We start from the raw sequence: 20,027 nt of genomic DNA, 5'->3' as shown, positions 1-20,027 counted from the left end.
TTTCTCCTTATATTTATTTTTGATTATATTTTTCTGCAACATTTAAAGCAATTTTTACCATATCTAAAAAATTGTGTTGCCTTTCATTCGGTGTAGTCGTTACTTCGTCTACAAATGAATCAGATATAGTTAATAAACAAGCTGCTTGTTTGTTATTAATTTTGGCGTTTGCAAATAACGCAAAGGCTTCCATTTCTACACAGGCTAAATTATTTTCTTTTGCAAATTCTAATGAACTTGTTAGTCTATAAAAAACATCTGATGAATGTACTCTTTCATTATTTAATTTTATATTCATTTCTTTTGCACTATCATTTAATTGATCAAATAACTGTGGAGATGAATCAATTTCATGCTCATCAATACCAGCAATAGTTTTTGCGATATTTGTTTCACCAAAAGCTGTCTTTGTATTAACAATATCATAAACTTTTAATTTATTTGTATAACTTCCAGCAGATCCTACACGTATAATGCAGTCTACATCGTAAAATTTAAATAATTCATATGAATAAATGCTAATAGAAGCCATCCCCATACCAGAACCAGCAATTGTAACCTTTACTCCATTATAATATCCAGTGTACATAAACATATTTCTAATATCATTAACCAACTTATAATTATCTAAAAATGTTTCTGCAATTTTTTTTGCCCTTAATGGATCACCAGGCATAAGTACAAATTTAGCAATATCATTTTTTTTAGCATGAATGTGTGGTGTCATGTAGTATTCCTCTTTATTTCTAGTTTAATAATAACATTATTAAAAAAATAAACTCCAATTATGGAGTTTATTAACAACAATTTATTGATTATCTAAGTGATTTATCAAACGGAATACCATCCGCCTTTGGCATTTTACTTCGTTTTGAAAAAATAATCATAACTAATAAAGAACCAATAAATGGTAATATTTTAAATAATATCAAATTATTTTTAATTCATGAATTATCTGTAAAGTTAGTTATATAAGTGGCTAAAGAAAATAACAATGCAAATAAAATTGAAACTAGGAAAATGTATGTTGGTCTTCATTGTCCACAAATCATAATTGCCAGGGCCAGAAAACCAAATCCTCTTACATCACCATAAAAAGCTAATGGTGATAATGTCACTACATATATAGCTCCTGCCAATCCTGCTAATAATCCGGAAATAAATAAAGCAATATAACGATATTTTATAACAGATATTCCAGCTGCATCTATTGCATTAGGGTTTTCTCCAACTGCGGCATAACGCATTCCAATTTTTGTAAAATTGAAAAAAACTATTATTATAATTAATAATACAATAGCCAAGATTATGTATAGAGACATAACTCCATTAACACCAAATGTTATCGCTTTAAATGTACCAGCAATATATGATGCGCTATCACCAAATGCTCCAAGTGTGCAAACAAATAAAGCAATTCCCGATGCTAATAAATTAATTGCTGTACCAACAATAGTCTGATCTGCTTTTAAAGTAACAGATGCATATGCATGTAATAAAGCAATTAACCCACTACAGATCATGGCTATTATTATACCAAGTAACTGAGTTGCATTGTTTGTTCCACTAAAAGATGAAATGATAGCAAATCCCAGCGCTCCAGTTGTCATCATTCCTTCTATTGAAATATTAACAATTCCAGCTCTTTCAGACATCATACCAGATAATGAAGCTATTAATAAAATTGCTAAAACGAACAGAAAATTTTGAATAAAGAAACTAATCATTAAATTTACCTCATTTCATTTCGAAAAATTCATTAGAAATATTTTTTGCCTTCACATTAAAATCAGAATACAAAATAGTTGAATCATTAATTTTAATTGAATAATCATTTTGATTGGCTTTAATAATTTTTAATTGCTCATTAAATTCTTTTTTCAAATTACTTATTGCTAATGAATAATATGGTTTACTTTCTCTATAAATTTTTTTATTTTTATTTATTTTATTTATAGCAGTATCAATTAATAATTTAATTTTATTTTTATAAATATTTTTTAAATCATTTTGTGATTTTTTGTAACTATCTATATTTATAATTTCTTTTTTAAAATTAATATTTTTTGCTTTTAATTCAAAACTATCATTTGCTTCTTTAGAATAATCCTTCAATAATTTTTCCTTATTGAAATTATAAGTTTTAATTAAATCATCAACTTTTTTTTTCTCTACTTGCATTTTGTCATTTTTATATTTAAAATGCAGTGTTTTTCTTTTAGAAGCAATTGATTTTTTAATTGATTTTAAATTATTTATTGATTCTTCTTTATTTAATTTATATTTTGCAATCAAATTTTTAATTAAATTAACATCACTTTCATTTTTTTTATTAATCAAATAGTTTTCTTTTAGAATTGATAATTGTTTATCAAAGTCATCAACAATTTCTAATCAAGAAAATTTCAGTTTATTCAAATTATCATTATACTCACTTATACCATATAATGAATTGAAATTGCGTTTGTAAATATCTTTCTCTAAACGTAATTTTATTTTTAATTTTATTTTTGCATTTTTTAAATCGTTTTTTCATTGAATGGTTTTTTCATTTCATTCATTTGTCAAAGTATTTTTTTCTAAACGATAAGATAGAATATCTTGATCATATGCTTTTGTTGCATCATGTGAAATTTTATTTTGCATAATATTATAATAATTTTTATATAAAGCAATACCAATATTTTTTTTATTTGCAAATTCTACACATATTTCTGATTTCATCATTAATTTATTTTTTAAAATTTCAGTTTTGTAAAATTCAATGAATGAATTATAATCATTTTTAAAACTATTGAATTGATCATTATTATCATTTCTTAATTTTAAAATATTTTCTTTTAATTCTTCATTATTCATTTTTGAGGAATATGAAATTTGCTTATTGATATTTTCTTTTTTGATTTTTAAATATTCACAATATTTTTCAATTAATATTTTCAATCTATCTGATAAGTTGACATAAGAAATTAATTTTCTAGAAGAATTTAAAATTTGAATTTTATATTTTGAATTTATATTCTGCTTATTATCATTTATATATTTATATTTTTTATCATTAAAAATATTTTGTAATTCATTTAATTTAATTTTATTATTTTTTAAATTTAATTTGAGTTCAATTATTTCTTTATATAATTTAATGAGCTCATTAAATTGTTGATCATTTGCTGTTGATAATTTTAATTCAGCAAATTTGTTTATATAATTAATTGACAAAATATTTTCTCTTGCAGTTTTAATATTTTTTTTATATATGAAAATATTTTTTCTTAATGAAAAATTACTTTTAATGTAGATTCAAATTTGCGTTCATTTAATTGGACTAAATCTCATCATTAATGTAGCTATAGCTGCTGCATAAATTATCAAACCAAACATAACAGATGAGATTTGATTTGAAATATTTCCATTTAGAACTGATGCGCCTATTGAGTTATTTTTAATAATTCCTCATAAAACAGCAATTGGCACAATTCCAAGAAAATTATTAAATGGAACTAAAGCAACAGCTAAAGCATCAAAACCTAATGTTGGTAAAGTATCAGATTGTAATGATATCGAAGGTTGCAATCCAAAATATAAAATAAAACCCGCGATACCCATTAAAGAACCAGAAATTATCATAGAAATTGTAATACCAAAAACCGAATTATAACCAGCATATCTTGCTGCTGTTTTTGAATGACCTATTGCTCTTAATTTGAATCCTAATGTTGTGAAATACATTACAAACATAATTATTACCATTGCACCAATGGCAATTAAAATTGGAATTAAATAAGACTGCTGTCCATTTATAAAAAAATATTCCTGCGGTAATAAAGCAGTAGTTTGCGAACCACCATTTGCCCCATATTTTTCTGGGTTTGCATTCACTACATTTTTCAACACATATCAAACTACTCAATTAACCATAATTGATGACACAACTTCATGTACATTGAAAAGAGCTTTTAATAATCCAGATATTGCTCCACAAACTGCACCAGACAAAACAAATATTATAAAAAATAATACTGCTGATGAATTTGACATATATTCTTGATGTTTTAAATAATAATTTTGTGATATCACAAGTGAAATTAAAAAACCAACTAATGCTTGTCCTGTTCCACCTATATTAAATAAACCCGCTTTGAAACCAACAGCAATTGCAGTACCAGAAATCATAAAGACAGCAATTCACATAACAGTAGATGTTTTAAATCTGTGATCTTCTGTCAATTTGAATAAATCATAAAAATATTGAAATGGATTTTGGCCTTGTGTTGTAATTAATAATCCAGCAATTATGAAACCGAATAAAATAGCGACAACTGATCCTTTAAATAAAGATGCTTTTCTTTTTAATTCATCTGATTTAAAAAAGCCAACAATATTTTTTGATGTTCTTCACATTTTTTGCTTAAAATTCATATTGTTTCATTCCTTTCGCAGCCATTAATTTTCCTATTTCTTCTCTTCTAGCATTTTTTGCACTAATTTCTCCAGTTATTTTTCCTCTACTTAAAATAATGATTCTATCAGCCAGTGACATAACTTCATCAAGTTCATAACTTACCAATAAAATTGCCTTATTATCATCTTTTGCTTTTAATATTTGCTTATGCATATATTCAATAGCACCAACATCAAGACCTCTTGTTGGTTGTACAATCAACAGTAAATCGTAATTTCTTGTCATTTCTCTTCCCACAATTAATTTTTGTTGATTTCCGCCAGATAAACCTCTTGCTAATGCAATTCCATTTCTGGTTCCTCTAACATCAAATTCCTTGATAATTTTTCTACCGTAATTTTCTATTTCTGTAAAATTTAATAAGGAAAAAAACGAAAATGGTTTTTGAGAAATATTTTGCAAAACTGTATTATTAATTGCACTATAATCTAAAATTAAACCGTACTTATGTCTATCTTCTGGTATGTGATTTATGCCCATTTTGTAACGTTCGTTAATGGATTTATTTGTAATTTTTACATCTTTAAAAAAGATATTACCAGAGGATATTTTTTTCATTCCAGATAATGCCTCAATAAGTTCGGTTTGTCCGTTTCCTTCAACACCAGCAATTGCTAATATTTCACCACGATTTATTAAAGCACTAAAATTTTCAAGTCCATATACTTTTGAACCTTCTTTTTTTACTGAAATATTATCTATGTACAATATATCTGGTCCAGGTTTTGTTAATTTATTTTTAACTTCCACTAAATTTCTACCAACAATTGCCTCTGCTAATTTTTCTTCTGTTAATTCTTTAACGTCAAAATCTTTAACATTTTGTCCATTGCGGATAACAGTTACACTATCAGCTACAGCTGTAATTTCATCCAGTTTATGAGTAATAAAAATAATTGTTTTACCTCGTTTTCTTAAATCTCTAATATTATTTAATAGTCCTTGTATTTCTTGAGGTGTTAAAACAGCAGTCGGTTCATCTAAAACCATAATATTTGCACCGCGATATAAAATTTTCAATATTTCAACTCTCTGTTGCATGCCAACTGAAATATTTTCTATTTTTGCATCTAGATTTACAAATAAATTATATTCATTCATTATTTGTCGAATTTTCCTTTTAATTGCAAATTGATTTACAAATATTTTTGCAGTAGTAATTTCTGCTCCTAATGATATATTTTGTCAAACATAGTCGTTATCTATCAATTTAAAGTGTTGATGAACCATACCAATTCCTAATTTATTTGCTTTTATTGGATTTGAAATATTTACTTGTTCATCATTTATTTTTATATAACCTTCTGTTGGTTCATATAAACCAAATAAAATTGACATTAAAGTTGATTTGCCGGCGCCATTTTCACCAACAAGAGCATGAACTGTTCCTTTTTTAACTCTAAAGTTTATTTTATTATTTGCAATTATGGTTTTATTAAAAATTTTAGTTATATCTATCATTTCGACAGCATAATTTATTTTTAACATAATTAATAACTCCCTTCATTTGTTGAAGATGTTATTACATTTGCAGCATCTGAAACTTTATTCATCGCATCGCTTAATAAAAAACTATCTAAATCTAAATAAATTTGATGTGCATCTTGCAATTTTTCTGGGTCTAATGCTTTAAGAATTAAATCATATTCAGTTGAAGTAATTTTATTTTTCCCATCTGTAGAAATTGCTGATCATTTATTTGATGTGACATGTTTTCCTAATATTTCTTTTGTAGCAGATGTATCAGAATTATTATAGTCAACACCAAGCGGATCTACTAAATTCATAACATCATATGCTGCAAGATAAATGTTTTTTTCAACAGAAGTAATAAAATTACCAGCTGAGTAAAGTTCACTTTGATCTGTATCAACACCAAGAATATACGGTATTCCAGAATTGATAATATCCAATGTTTGCGGACCAGCTACAGCAATTCCTGCATCTGTTTTTTGACTTATAAGTTGATTTGCTTTTGCAGTTCCACCACCAACATCAAAATTACCCGAAAATCAATCCATATTATTTGTGTTCAATGCCTTTTCTGGTAAAAATTTTGATATGCCGTTTGTAATTAAAATTGGTTCTAATTTATTTGCATCTAAATTAAATGATTCTATCAATTCTTTTCATGAATCTGTTTGTTTTTCCGCATCAGTATAGATATTTCAAATTCTTGCCCCAACAGCTATACCTCATAAAAAATTGTTTACAGAATATTTATTCGGCATTCCGCCAAACATACCAATAACATGTTCTGATGTTACATTGATATCATTTAAATTTAAATATGCAGCAGTTGCAATTCCAGCATAAATACCAGCTAAATCAGTATTAAAAGTAATACCTATTAAATTATCATATTGTTCATTTCCTATTATATTTATTTCATCTTTATCTCCGTCTGGATTGGTAGCCAAAACTGATTTTCCACTATCAACATACGATGAATCAGTTGATGAATCAATTCAAATGACATTTGCATCTATATCCGCAGCTGTTGATGTAGCGCCTTGGTAACCACCAATTGTATTTGCATGGTTAAAGCCAGGTAAAATAAATGTTGAAGCTTGCAATAATGATGTAGCAGCATAAGCATTTCTAAATGCTTCTGGATTATTCGCTGCAGTCTCAACATAATTATGTGATGATTTTATTCCAGTTCTATCAAAGATAAATTGATTTACAGAATTAAAAGCCGATTCGTTAAAAGATTTATCATTTACCTTGCCAGAATCTGTAACTACTATTGGTTTATCTGGTAAAACTTCATTACCACAAGAAATTACCATTGTTGCCATTGGCATTATTAAACCAATAGCCATTAATAAACTAATGTTTTTTTTCATAGATTTTTCCGTTCCTTTTAAAATCTAATACATTATATGCATAAAAATGTATGCTAAAAATCAATAGATAAATATTCCTATTATTTATTTATCAAATTCTGAAATATAATAAATTTTTAAAAATTAATCTACGCTTAATTTTAATTGTATTTTTTAACTAATGAATTTTTAATTCATTAAGTACACAGAATCAGCAATAATTTGCTTTTATTTTATTGATATTATGATGATACATAGTCAATTATTTAAAAATTTTTATATTTAGAGAGCAATGCTACATTAATCTGAAAAATTATTATTATAGCTTTTTGAAATTTATTTTTTTAAAAAAAATAAACAATTTCAGAGACATGTGATGTATACCATTAACTGCTCCGTGGGAAAACCACCTACGTAGATATTAACACAAAGCAAAATAAAATATTAAATTAAAAATAAAAGTTTATAATTTTAATTGTAAGTCAAAAAGAGGTATAAAATGAAACCAAATTTATTTAGAAAACACACAGTTAAAATTTTTTTTTGAATAACTACAATAATTCTTGTAATTGCAGGAATTTACCTTGCCATTTTGCTCACGACTATTTCAAATATTAAAATAGAAATTACACTTACAACACTAGGAATGATAGATTTAATTTTATTAATATTTATACTAGCTATTCAAGCAACATCTAGATTATTTATTAGACTTAATTTTTATATTGAATATCAAAAAAACGAAAATGCTGTTATCCAAAATGCAAAAATTATAATTTCAAATTTCAGTTGATTTTTTATTTCAATTTTGACTATAGCCATTTATTTTATTCAAATTGGTGGTATCTCATTTGCCTTAGATGAATCATTTGCAAAAGTAATTAAAAACTACTGATGAATTGCAATGATATTATTAATAATTAATTTTGTGATACTTACCATGTATTATTTAATTACAAAAGAAATATTATCAAAAGATAACACCCTAAAAGAGCAACTCATTCAACAATATAACGAAAATAAAAATAACACTAATAAAAATTAGTGTTATTTTTGTTTTTCAAGTATCTCATTAATTTGTTCAACCAAAATTTTTTGTGTAATATCTGGATTTATATTTCCTTGGGTATTTTTCATTAAAATACCCATAATAGTTTTTAAAACACGTTCGGGTCTATTATCATATTGTGTCAATAAATCTAAATTTTCATTAATAACTATCATAATCATTTTTTTAATTTCATTTGGATCTGAAATCAATTTGATTTTTAAATTTTCTATAATTTTTTTTGGAGTTACACTGTCACTTTCTAAAATAATAGGTAGAATAGTTTTTATATGTTTTGATGATATTAATCCATCATCAACTAAATTTATTAATTCAGCTAAATTTTCTGGTAGTAAATATGTATCTGAAATTGTTTCAAAATTATTTTTATTTAAATATGCTTGTATATCAGTGATTATTAAATTTGCAACTTTTGTATAATTTGTCGTTAAAGAAATTGTTTGTTCAAAGAAACTCATAATTGACATATTTTGTAAAATTGAGTTAGTTTCATCAAATTTTAGACCATACTCTTTTTGATAACGATAACGTTTTATATCTGCTGTTTCTGGTGAGTTTGAAATTATATATTCAATTCAATTATCATCCAATCGAATAGGCATAATATTTGGTTCTCTAAAATATTTATAATCAACAGAATTTGATTTTTTTCTCATTGAAACCGTTTCTTGCAATGTCTCATCAAATCTTCTTGTTTCCATATCAACATTTTTTCCAGCCATATATAATTTTGTTTGTCTTTCAACTTCAAAGTCTATAGCTTTTTTAACATTGGATAAAGAATTTAAATTTTTTATTTCCACTTTTGTACCTAATTTATTACAACCAAATGGCCTCACAGATATATTTACATCACATCTTAATGAACCTTCATTCATTTTTACATCAGATACACCAAGATATAAAAGTATCTCTCTTAATTTCTCAACATAAGCTATTGCTTCTTCTGCAGAACTAATTATTGGATTTGTAACTATTTCTATTAACCCAACACCACTTCTGTTGTAATCTATAAATGTTGTATCATTTTTATGAATTTGTTTTGCCGTATCTTCTTCTATATGCATTCTTTCAATAGTTATATTTTTTTTAGTATTATCTGATAATGTTATTGTTAATTCACCATTTCGTCCTATTGGATGAAATTGCTGTGTAATTTGATAGCCCTTAACTAAATCTGGATAATAATAGTTTTTACGATCGAATCTAAGTAATGCATCTATTTCCATGTTTAAAGCATTAGCTGCCAATATCGCTAATTTAACGCCTTTTTTATTTACAGATGGTAATGCCCCTGGATATCCCATATCAACTTCAGAAACTTTTGTATTTGGTTCTGCCCCATAAACAACGGGTCCATAACCAAACATTTTTGATTTTGTCTTCAATTCTACATGATTTTCAATACCAATAACAATTTCAAAATTCTTAAATATCATTCTATTCACCCACAATTTCTATTGGCAAGTTAAGAAATGTTTCAACATATTTTGCAACTTGTAATAAAAATAAATCGTTTTTTGGTGCTGCATTTAAATTTATTCCTATTGGCATATTTTTTTCTTTTATAAAAGGTAAAGTTATTGAAGGCATTCCATTAATATTTGCCAATATTAATATATCCTCAACAAAACCAGTTTCCACATCATTTTCATCAACATTGTCTTTAAGCACATCATCAATTAATGGTGCAATTGCAGTTGTCGGTGGCAATATTAATATATCTATTTCATTATAAATTTTTGCTAATTCATCAATTATCATTCTTCTAACTTGTTTAGATTTTAAAAGTAATTCCACTTGATTTTCTCGTTTTAATTGAAATGAACCCAAAACAAATCTTTTTTTAACAATAGGACCAAAACCATTGGTTCTAGAATTTTTCATTATTTCAATATAATCACTACCATCAACTCTTTTTCCAAAATTAATTCCGTCTAAATTAGAATTTGTTGAGACAGCCTCAGCAAAAGAAATCATTTTGTATACAGAAGGTAATGTCTCTAAAAGTTGATGATGAAAATCTATCATTTCAATTGTATGGCCTTCTTTTTTCAGTTTTTCAAAAAAACTATCATATTCATTTTTTAAAAACAATGGCATTTGTTCAAATACATTCTTTAAAAAACCAAATTTTATTGAATCATTTTTTAAAATGAGATTCTTTTCAAAATCTTTATTATCTATTTGTGTAGATGTAAAATCTTTTTCATCAGTATGAATTGCAATATCAGATAATAACGCCACATCTTCAACTGATTTTGCAAGAAAGCCAATGGTGTCAAAACTAGGAGCATATGGAAATAAGCCAAAACGAGATATTGCACCATACGTTGGCTTAAATCCTACAATTCCATTTAAAGAAGCTGGTTTTCTTATTGAATCTCCAGTATCACTTCCGGTTGCAAATGGAACTATTCCAGTTGCAACGGCGTAAGTTGATCCTGATGATGATCCACCTATAATTCTTTTTTTATCTCTTGGATTTGCAACTATTCCTGTTGATGCAAATAAACCAGTTCCTCCCATACCAAGTTCATCCATTGTTGTTTTACCCATTAATATTGCGCCCGCTTTAATTAAATCTTCATGAACTGTTGCAGAATATGGTGGAATAAAATCTCCTAAAATTTTAGATGATGATGTAGTTTTTAAATTTTTTGTTGCTATATTATCTTTTTCAAAAAAAGGTATTCCTGTAAGTTTATCTGAAAAATTATTTAATTCGTCTAATTTTTTTGCATAATTTATGGCATTTTCTTTATCTAAATTAACATAAAAATTATCTTGTTTATGCTTTTCAATATTCTTGAAAACTTCTTCAATTAATTTTTCAACTTTAATTTTGTTGTTTGTAATTAACTCAATTAATTCTTTAATTGTTAATATTCCATAGTTCATTTTATTTAACCACTCTCTTAATAGTTATATATTCCTGATTTATTTCTGGAGCGTTAGTTAAAATTTCTTTTCTATCAATTACGTATAATGAAATGTCTTCACGCAAAAAATTATGTATGTCATCAAATGGATAATGTGCAGGTGCAATATTTTCTGTATTTATATCTTTAACTTTTTCAAATCTTTTAGTAATTATATTTTCCATATTATAAATTATATCTATTTCTTCTTGTGATAAAGTTAGCATCGATTCTTCTGCCAATTCAACAATAACTTCTTTTGTAATTTTTTGCATTATTATTCCTCCAATAACTTATTGAAATCAAGTTCAGTAATTATTTTTATATTTAATTTTTGTGCTTTTTCAAGTTTAGAACCAGCATCACTTCCAATAATAACATAATTAGTTTTAGAAGAAACAGAACCAGATACTTTTCCGTTGTGTGATTCAATTATTTTCTGAAAATATTCACGAGGTCTTGATAAAGAACCTGTAATAACAAAAGTTTTATTCGTAATATAAATATTTTCAATTTTTTTCTGACCATTGTAATTCATATTGACACCGAAATTTATCAATTCTCTTATTAATCTTTTATTTTGTTTTATTTTAAATCAATCTATAATTGATTGGGCTACAATAATACCAATGTCATAAATTTGTTCTAATTCAATTTGAGTTGCATTCATAATATTTTCAATTGTATTAAAATTTTCACAAATGATTTTGGCAGTTTTTTTACCAACATGTCTTATTCCTAATGCAAATATTAATTTTTCCAATGAATTTTTTTTAGAAATTTCAATTGCATTTATCATATTAGTAAAACTTTTTTCACCAAAATTTTCTAAATTAATTATTTTATCTTTCATTGTATTTAATTTATATAAATCTGAAACTGATAAAATAAATTTCTCTGCAAATAATTTTTCTATATTTTTTATGGAAAGTCCTTCTATATTCATAGCTTCTCTTGATGTAAAATGTTCCATAGATCTGATTATTTTTTTTGGACAATCTATATTTACACAATATTGATCAACTTCACCATCTGTTATTTCTAATAAATTACTACATTCTGGGCAGACAAGTGCTTTTTTTCAGATTGATAATTTGGAAAAATTATCATCTTTAACAGGTGAAATAACTTCTGGAATTATATCACCTGCCTTTTTAATTTTTACCATTGCACCTATTCTTATATCTTTTTCAATAATAAATTCCGCATTGTGTAAAGTTGCAGCTCTAACGGTTGTACCTGCAAGTTGTAGTGGTTCCAATTTTGCATTGTAGGTTACTCTACCTGTTCTACCTATTGTTGGAAAAATATCCAATAATTTTGATTGTTTAATTTCTGCAGGAAATTTATAAGCAATAGCTCATTTTGGTGTTTTTGCTGTATATCCTATTTCTTCATAAAGTGAAAAATCATTAACCTTAATTACAATTCCATCTATTTCATAATCAAAACTATTTCTTTTTAAAGTTTGCTTTTCAATGTAATTTCACATTTCATCTATTCCATTAACAAGCATTCCTTCTGGATTAACTTTAAATCCTATTTTATTCATATATTCTAAAGATTGCGCATGATTTATTATTTCATTTGAATCTCTATTCATGAAATAATAAACTCAAATATCTAATTTTCTTGAAGCGGCAATTTTTGAATCTAGTTGTCGCAAAGTTCCTGCAGCAGCATTTCTAGGATTAGCAAATTTTGCTTCACCATTTTTAATTCTTTCTTTATTTATTCTTTCAAATTCAGCTTTTGATAGATAAATTTCACCGCGAACTTCAATATCATTTTTTAATGAAATAACATGCGGAATTGATTTAATTGTCATAACATTTGAAGTTACATCTTCTCCCGTTATTCCATCTCCTCTTGTGACACCTTTAATCAATTTACCATTTTTATAATGTAATGAAATTGATAAACCATCAATTTTTAATTCACAATAATATTTAATGTTAATTTTATCAATGTTTCTTTCAATTTGTTCATTAAAATTTACTAAATCTTCTTTTGAGAAAGCATTGGCAAGAGAAAGCATTGGCGTTGTATGCTCAAATTTTTCAAATTTTTCAATTACAGTTCCACCAACATATTGTGTTGGTGAATCTGTTTGAGTTAAATCTGGATAAAGAAATTCCAATTCAATTAATTTTTTCATTAAAGCGTCATATTCTGCATCTTCAACTGATGGATTATCGTTAACGTAATATTCTTTACTTCAAATTTTTAATTGTTCTATATACGAACGCATATTTTCAATTATCATTTCTTTATTCATCATATACCTCATTTTAAAATTTTAATTTAAACAACATAAATATAAACTGGTAATTTATTAACGTTGACACTTTTTGAAACTTTTATCTTTGTATTTATTTTATTTATAACATAGTACATGTTAGCGACAATAACAACAATCAACATAACAAGCATCATAACACCATCAGATTGCAATAATGGCGTATAAATAACAGTTATAAATTTAATTACTATTGGGTTATAAAATGTTAAATAACTAATAACAAATAAATCAACAGCATAAACCACTATACCATAAGAAAGCCTATCCCTCAATATAATTCAAACTATACTTAAAATAATTAGTGCAAACGAAACTAAAATCACAATTCAGTATCTTATTTCTTCATTTTTTATAAAAACTAAAAATTTTTCAATAAAAGTTAAATAACCACCCACCAATTGTGCAAATGCAGATGGTTGTCCTAAAATCATTGCCAAAGATAACAATGCAAACATTGTTGGGACAAACAAAACTGATAATTTAAAATGTTTTGATAAAAATAGTTCAACTTTTTGAATTCTAGCATAGCGAGAATTCATGATGAAAACTGCCATTAACATAAAAAAAGCAATAATAACTAGAATTATTCACTGAATAATTAAATTTGTAATTACAGAAAAACAAATAACAGATATAATGGGTCCAACACTTATCTTTATTAAATCTTTTGTTCAAGATGTTTTGAATGCAATTTGCAAAATAAACATAAATACAAAGAGCAAAAATAAAACAGGATAAGACGAATCTCAAGAAAAAGAAGTATAACATGTGAACATTAAACCTATTAATATTGGCATATTTCTTTGTCTAAAGTCTGAAGTTACATAATTTATTAACATAATAACAATAAATATTAATAAATACATAAACAATGTTCGTTCTGATCAAACCGCATCTTCTTGCACAGAAAATAATGTCTTAATAGAAATAAATATAATGGACATAATGAATAAAACTAGAGTATCAAAAAGTTTATTTCCAATTTTAGAAAATGTTGTATGTATCGTTAATATTATTGAAGCTACTAAAAATGCTTCAATAATTAAAGTAAAAGTAATAATTAAATCATTATAATCATAAACCTGAGCATTTGTAAGATTAATTATTATTTGCAATAAAGTATATCAAGCTTGAAATGGTTTAAATCCAAAGTAAGAAAACAATGTGCTATCATTTATAAAAGCTAATTGATTTCCAGAAATTCAATTCATTATTGCTAAAGTTTCTCTAAAATCGTTAAATGAATTTGTCGAAAAAAGATGCAATAATATTCACGTTGCCGATAAAGCTATTGCCACAATTAAGAAATATCTAATTGACATTAAAGAAATTCAAATAGTTGATATTCAAAATTTAAACAAAATTAAAAAAAATGCCAAATAAACAAATGTTATCGCAGCGTCATAATATATTAAGAAATAATAAGGTACAATTCCTATTATTTGTAACGGAAATGAAAAAATTGTAATAAAAGAAAAATAAAGAAAAAATCCTATAGCAATGGAAATAAATGGATTTCGTAATCTAATTTTAAAAAAGTGCGTAATAGTTGTTCCTGATATGTAAAATAGAAAAATAAACATTACACTAAAACTGATAGCATAACCAATCATAAAATTCAATTACTCCTAACTTGTTGATTATAGCACATCAACAAAACTTATAAAAAATAAAAAATCTCTAAATTTAGAGATTTGCATGGTTATTTTTTAGTTTTTCATGTCTTTCAATACGTTCATTATAAGCTAATACTTTTTTTCAATATACATCTTTTTCTGCTTGTTCTTTTTTAACTGATCTTGCTTCTATTTTGTCGCGTTTTTCTTGTGACAATTGTAAATATTTTTGATGCATTTTATCATTCATAGCTTCTCATTTTGCAGCTGCTTTAATGTTTGATTCTTGTCATTTTAAATCACGTTTTTTTCTTAAATCTTCTTTAGATTTTCTTTTTTGAATAAATTCCAATTTTTTTGCTTCACTCATTTTTGCGATTTTTCTTTCAATTTTCTTTTTTTTTCGCATTAAAAATTCTTGCTCATATTTATCCATTAATTTTTGATCTTTTTCGCTCATTCGATTTTGCTCTTTAAAAAATAAAGCTGCAGCTTTTCAGCCTTTTTTTTCTGCAATTTGAAAGAAATTTTCATCAAAGACAATTACCAGTAATGCAATAACTATTGGTATTGCATAAACTCAATATCATCATTCTGGTTCTACAATCAATATGCCAGAATTTATTGATACATGTGGTCCCCATTTATCTTGTTCATTTTGTAATAAAAATGGATCTCCAACATATTTTTGAATTCCAACCATTATGTATTGAATAATTGGCGTTCAAAATAACATCAATAATTGTGAAGACGCAGCATAACTTCCTGATGCATGTTTAATACAGTAATAATACATCATGCGGCCAAATCCCATTAGTACACCACCAATAATGTACTTTATCGCAATTACTCAATCACCCATTAAGGCAAAGGCTTTATAACCATTTACTGCTGTATCATGATCAGCCAATGAAGCTATTGGCATTGCAAAAATTAGCATTAATATTGCTGAAGTTCCTGTTTTAATTGACACAACTTCTCGATCTGATAAATTTAAATGCATTTTATTCATCACAGCATACATAAATACAGCCTCAAGCGCATACAAAACAGCAGCAACTAAGCCAAAAATAATGCCAAGAACTCCTATTGGTTGAATATCTTTTTCAATACAAAAATGTATAGATAGACCAACAATCAAGCCAGCTGACACAAAAAATGCCATATATGCTAATTTTGAATTTTTAGTTTTGTATAGTGCATTTGATAATAAACAAGCTAAAATAGCATTTAAATTTAATAACATTCCTGCAATTGTATCATCTTTTTGTCCACCAGCAACGATAGTAAACTGCGCCGCTAAAGTTAACATAACCATAGCAATCGGTCCTGCAGTTACTCCAATAAGGACAATTAATCAAGAACGTGGATCTTTTAGTTTTTTAAAATATCTAAAAAATTCAGTTGGTTTATAACATAAACACATAATAATAGCTGCAAAAACTTCTTGTCAAACAACATACATTGTTGATGAAACAAATGAGCCGTATTCATGTTCAGAAGAGACAGTAATATAAGATATTAAAGGTGATAACGAGTAAATCAAAGCTGATATTAGTCCTCATGACATACCTTTTACTGTATCTTGTGTTTTCAATGCCCCTTCTATTCTAAATAATCTTTCCTTTGTAAGATTTTGTGGTTTTTCAACCTGGGCAAAATCTTGTTTATTTAACATCATTAATATTCCCTTCTTTGAACATTTAAAAAAATAATATAATTATTAAATATTCATTGGCAATTCTGAAAAATATTATTATTTTTCATACCCATTTAATGTGCATAAAATCACATCTAAAATCATTCTACTATTTTTATGACTAAAAAAGCAAGTAAAAATTTAATTGAAATATAATTAAATTTAACATTGATAAAATCAATTATAAATTGTGTTCGAAAAAATCACCTTGCAAGTATAATAGTTTTATTTTCCTTTTAATTTATAAATATTTGTTTTTTTATCTACAAGAGTTCTTTCGATATTTTCTGTACTATCTTTATCATTTTCTAAAATATTTAAATTATCAATATTTTCTTTTATCTCATAATCAGTATCTGTTATTTCAAAGAGTTCCATGCCTTCTTTTTCTAATCTTTCTTCTTTTTCTTTTTTTGATTTTAATTTTATTATTTGATTTACAATTGGCAATCTTTTAATTATTCCCAAAATCAATTTTGGTGAAAACAATAAAGCTACGGAAATAATAAATACAATGGATGCACCAATAACACTAAAAAATAGACCAATCAACGACGACATATGCAATAATTGCAAGTGTTCCAATTGTAAAGATAAAATTTTATTAATTCATAAATTTGAAACTATTGCACCAACAATAATTGGTATTATTAACACTAATAAATTTGAAAATACATTTTTAAAAGTTGAATTATAAGTTGCATATTTTCATATATAAATTCATAAATATGCACAAATAATTAACGAGAAAATAATTTTTAAACCATACATTAAATTTAAAGCTATTAATAAATTATTCACATTATTATTTAAAGCGTATTTAAAAATAAGTGTTGATATAATTGCAATAATCAAATAAACTAACCCAGTTATATTTTGAAACTTTGTGACTTCAGAAAAAGTGCCTTTTGCTTGAATTATATTCATTTGTGATTCTTGAATAATATATAAAACAACAGGTATTGCATAAACAAAAGAAAATAATGGACTTGAAAATACAAAATCAAAAAGCAATTTCTCATTTTCTGCTCATATAATTGTTGCGCTTTGGATTTCTTCGTTAATAATATTTCCATACAAAGCTGATACAAAATATGGTGATAACATACTCATATTTACAAACGTAAAGGCTGCAACAAGATAAACATATAACTCATATTTTGAATAGGAATTTCAATAAATACGTCCATTATTTGCAACAATAACAATAAAGAACTCTCTAAATGAAGTAATAAAATTAGTCATAATAATACGAACATTAATTGCTATTACCATATATAAAGACAAAACAGAGGACACATTTAAACCCAAAATTAAAGCAACTATTATTAAATCAGTGTTCGTTAACAATGTTATTCCGATTTTTGAAATAGAAATTTTTTGTGTTGTGGTATTTAAATTAAAACTATTATAATCTTTATAGAATTTTAATCAGGCATAATGCCTTTTTACATATAACATTATCATTAATCCACGTATAGGTGAATATAAAATTAGTATTGAAAACGGAATTACTGGTGGAAATGGAATATCTTTAAATGCAATTAAAGAAAATAGTACTCCGTAAATAGTAGTATCAACAAATAATACAACTATTCGCTTTATTGCATTTTTTGAATCAGCGGCCATAATATTTTCATAAACTCCAAATATTGTTCCTTGACCAATATTTTTTAAACAATAAAACATAATAATACCAAAAAGAACAAAAAAACCTTGATTACCGTTAGAATTAGTAGAAATTCCTGCACTATTTAAGAAGCTAGAAGCATCAAATGATCCATTTGATGCAATTATATTTGAAATTGTTATATAAAGAGGGTAAACTATAGCAATAATTAAAGCGAGTGGTAATACCAAAATAAGATTTTTTCTATATTTCTTATATGAAGTTGAAAAAATTTCATTTGCTGTAATTCAATCGTTTTGACTAATTGGTTTAACCAATAGCAATGTTGTAGCAATACCAAGGGCTCCATCAGCAGTGCCTATAACTAATGTAAATGATGAACAAATACGAATGAAACCATTGAATTCTGTGCCATAAATTTTTAACACTAAGTAAATAGACATAAATTGAATAATCGCACCAAAAATAGATATTGCCGAACCTACAAATGTATTAATAATCCCATTTTTAGTGCTTATCATAACAATTCTCCCAAATACGAATAATAAATTTCATTAGTATTTTATCATTAGTTTCAGTCAATATTTACATCTAACCTAAATTTTTTTCCATTCAAATAATTTAATGGCTCTGGTAATTCTATAAAATTTAATTCTGTTGCAAATAAAAAAATCATTTTTTCATTATTGATTTTTTTTGCACCGTATCTGAAATCATTCAAAATAGGATGTTTCAGATAATCCATAGTAGCCCTAATTTGATGTTTTCTTCCGGTATTTAAAGCAATTGATATAAATGTTTTATTGTTTCTAACCATTTGAGGATCTAACAATAAAATTGCAGTTTTAGCTTTTCTATGCATATCTTGTTTTTCATCAAATATAGCTTTTTGACTATGTTCATCATAATAAATTCAGCCATTAATAATTTGTTTTTTGAATATATTTCCTTCAACTACTGCAGAATATGTTTTAACTATTTTATCTTTATCATTAATTATTTTATTTAATATCGTTAATGATATTGCATTTTTTGCATAAATTATTAATCCTCTTGTTAATTTGTCTAGTCTATGAACATGACTTACAACAAACGAATTCTCCATTAATGGGTTATACTGATTTGTATTTTTCAAATAATTTTTAACCATCAAATCAAGAGATAAATTGATTGGCGAATGTACTTCTATATTTTCTGGTTTGTCAATAATTAAGATATTTTCATCTTCATACATTATTTTGATATCTGGTATATTACCATCATAATTTATTTTTTTATCACGAATTTCTTTATTATTATAATCAAAAACCATTACTACATCGCCTTCTTTAAGTAATAACTTATGGCTATCATTATTGATTTTTTTTGAATTTACTTTTATTTTATTTGTTCTAAATCATTTATAAATTACAGATAAAGATGTTGTTGAAAAGCATTTTTTAATAAATTTAAAAAGTGACTGCCCTTCATCATTTTTGGAAACAATTATCTTAGTCATAT

General features: G+C 25.6%; 14 protein-coding genes. 1 reads left to right on the top strand and 13 read right to left on the bottom strand.

The window, feature by feature from the left end; genetic code table 4:
- Positions 1 to 13: 13 nt before the first annotated feature.
- The 5 genes from deoD to AACK85_RS00890 form a co-directional block, all read right to left on the bottom strand.
- Complete coding sequence (gene deoD / locus AACK85_RS00910; protein WP_338970138.1) at positions 14 to 727, bottom strand: purine-nucleoside phosphorylase; 714 nt, start codon at positions 725 to 727, stop codon at positions 14 to 16.
- Between the two features lie 88 nt (positions 728 to 815).
- A complete protein-coding gene (locus AACK85_RS00905) occupies positions 816 to 1,727 on the bottom strand; it encodes an ABC transporter permease (RefSeq protein ID WP_338970136.1) in 912 nt (303 codons plus the stop codon).
- Complete coding sequence (locus AACK85_RS00900; RefSeq protein ID WP_338970134.1) at positions 1,720 to 4,419, bottom strand: ABC transporter permease; 2,700 nt, start codon at positions 4,417 to 4,419, stop codon at positions 1,720 to 1,722. Before AACK85_RS00900 ends, AACK85_RS00905 begins: the two co-directional genes overlap by 8 nt.
- Positions 4,409 to 5,950, bottom strand: a complete 1,542-nt coding sequence (locus AACK85_RS00895) for an ABC transporter ATP-binding protein (RefSeq protein ID WP_338970132.1) — start codon at positions 5,948 to 5,950, stop codon at positions 4,409 to 4,411. Before AACK85_RS00895 ends, AACK85_RS00900 begins: the two co-directional genes overlap by 11 nt.
- Positions 5,951 to 5,952: 2 nt before the next feature.
- A complete protein-coding gene (locus tag AACK85_RS00890; protein ID WP_338970130.1) occupies positions 5,953 to 7,311 on the bottom strand; it encodes a hypothetical protein in 1,359 nt (452 codons plus the stop codon).
- 478 nt (positions 7,312 to 7,789) lie between these two features.
- On the opposite strand from AACK85_RS00890, the gene AACK85_RS00885 reads away from it, so the two are divergent.
- Positions 7,790 to 8,335, top strand: a complete 546-nt coding sequence (locus AACK85_RS00885) for a hypothetical protein (protein ID WP_338970128.1) — start codon at positions 7,790 to 7,792, stop codon at positions 8,333 to 8,335.
- 2 nt (positions 8,336 to 8,337) lie between these two features.
- Here AACK85_RS00885 and gatB read toward each other — a convergent pair whose 3' ends face one another.
- From gatB to AACK85_RS00845, 8 genes are all read right to left on the bottom strand, one after another.
- Positions 8,338 to 9,798: an Asp-tRNA(Asn)/Glu-tRNA(Gln) amidotransferase subunit GatB gene (gene gatB / locus AACK85_RS00880; RefSeq protein WP_338970126.1), complete on the bottom strand. Its 1,461-nt coding sequence runs from the start codon at positions 9,796 to 9,798 to the stop codon at positions 8,338 to 8,340.
- A gap of 1 nt (position 9,799) precedes the next feature.
- Complete coding sequence (locus tag AACK85_RS00875; protein ID WP_338970124.1) at positions 9,800 to 11,260, bottom strand: amidase family protein; 1,461 nt, start codon at positions 11,258 to 11,260, stop codon at positions 9,800 to 9,802.
- 1 nt (position 11,261) lies between these two features.
- Complete coding sequence (locus AACK85_RS00870) at positions 11,262 to 11,555, bottom strand: Asp-tRNA(Asn)/Glu-tRNA(Gln) amidotransferase subunit GatC (protein ID WP_338970122.1); 294 nt, start codon at positions 11,553 to 11,555, stop codon at positions 11,262 to 11,264.
- A 2-nt stretch (positions 11,556 to 11,557) separates the two neighbouring features.
- Positions 11,558 to 13,558, bottom strand: coding sequence for an NAD-dependent DNA ligase LigA (ligA, locus tag AACK85_RS00865; RefSeq protein ID WP_338970120.1), 2,001 nt, complete (start codon positions 13,556 to 13,558; stop codon positions 11,558 to 11,560).
- 26 nt (positions 13,559 to 13,584) lie between these two features.
- Positions 13,585 to 15,195 carry a hypothetical protein gene (locus tag AACK85_RS00860; RefSeq protein ID WP_338970118.1) on the bottom strand — a complete coding sequence of 537 codons (1,611 nt, stop codon included), beginning with the start codon at positions 15,193 to 15,195 and terminating at the stop codon, positions 13,585 to 13,587.
- A gap of 73 nt (positions 15,196 to 15,268) precedes the next feature.
- Positions 15,269 to 16,879, bottom strand: a complete 1,611-nt coding sequence (locus AACK85_RS00855) for a DMT family transporter (protein ID WP_338970116.1) — start codon at positions 16,877 to 16,879, stop codon at positions 15,269 to 15,271.
- A gap of 243 nt (positions 16,880 to 17,122) precedes the next feature.
- Entirely contained in the window at positions 17,123 to 19,048 is a 1,926-nt protein-coding gene (locus AACK85_RS00850; RefSeq protein WP_338970114.1) for a hypothetical protein, read from the bottom strand.
- A gap of 47 nt (positions 19,049 to 19,095) precedes the next feature.
- Entirely contained in the window at positions 19,096 to 20,025 is a 930-nt protein-coding gene (locus AACK85_RS00845; RefSeq protein ID WP_338970113.1) for an RluA family pseudouridine synthase, read from the bottom strand.
- Between the last annotated feature and the right edge of the window lie 2 nt (positions 20,026 to 20,027).

This window comes from Spiroplasma endosymbiont of Labia minor (assembly GCF_964019845.1).
Lineage (GTDB): Bacteria > Bacillota_I > Bacilli_A > Mycoplasmatales > Mycoplasmataceae.
Note: the sequence above shows the minus strand (reverse complement) of the source record. Positions and strands in the feature narration are given on the sequence as shown.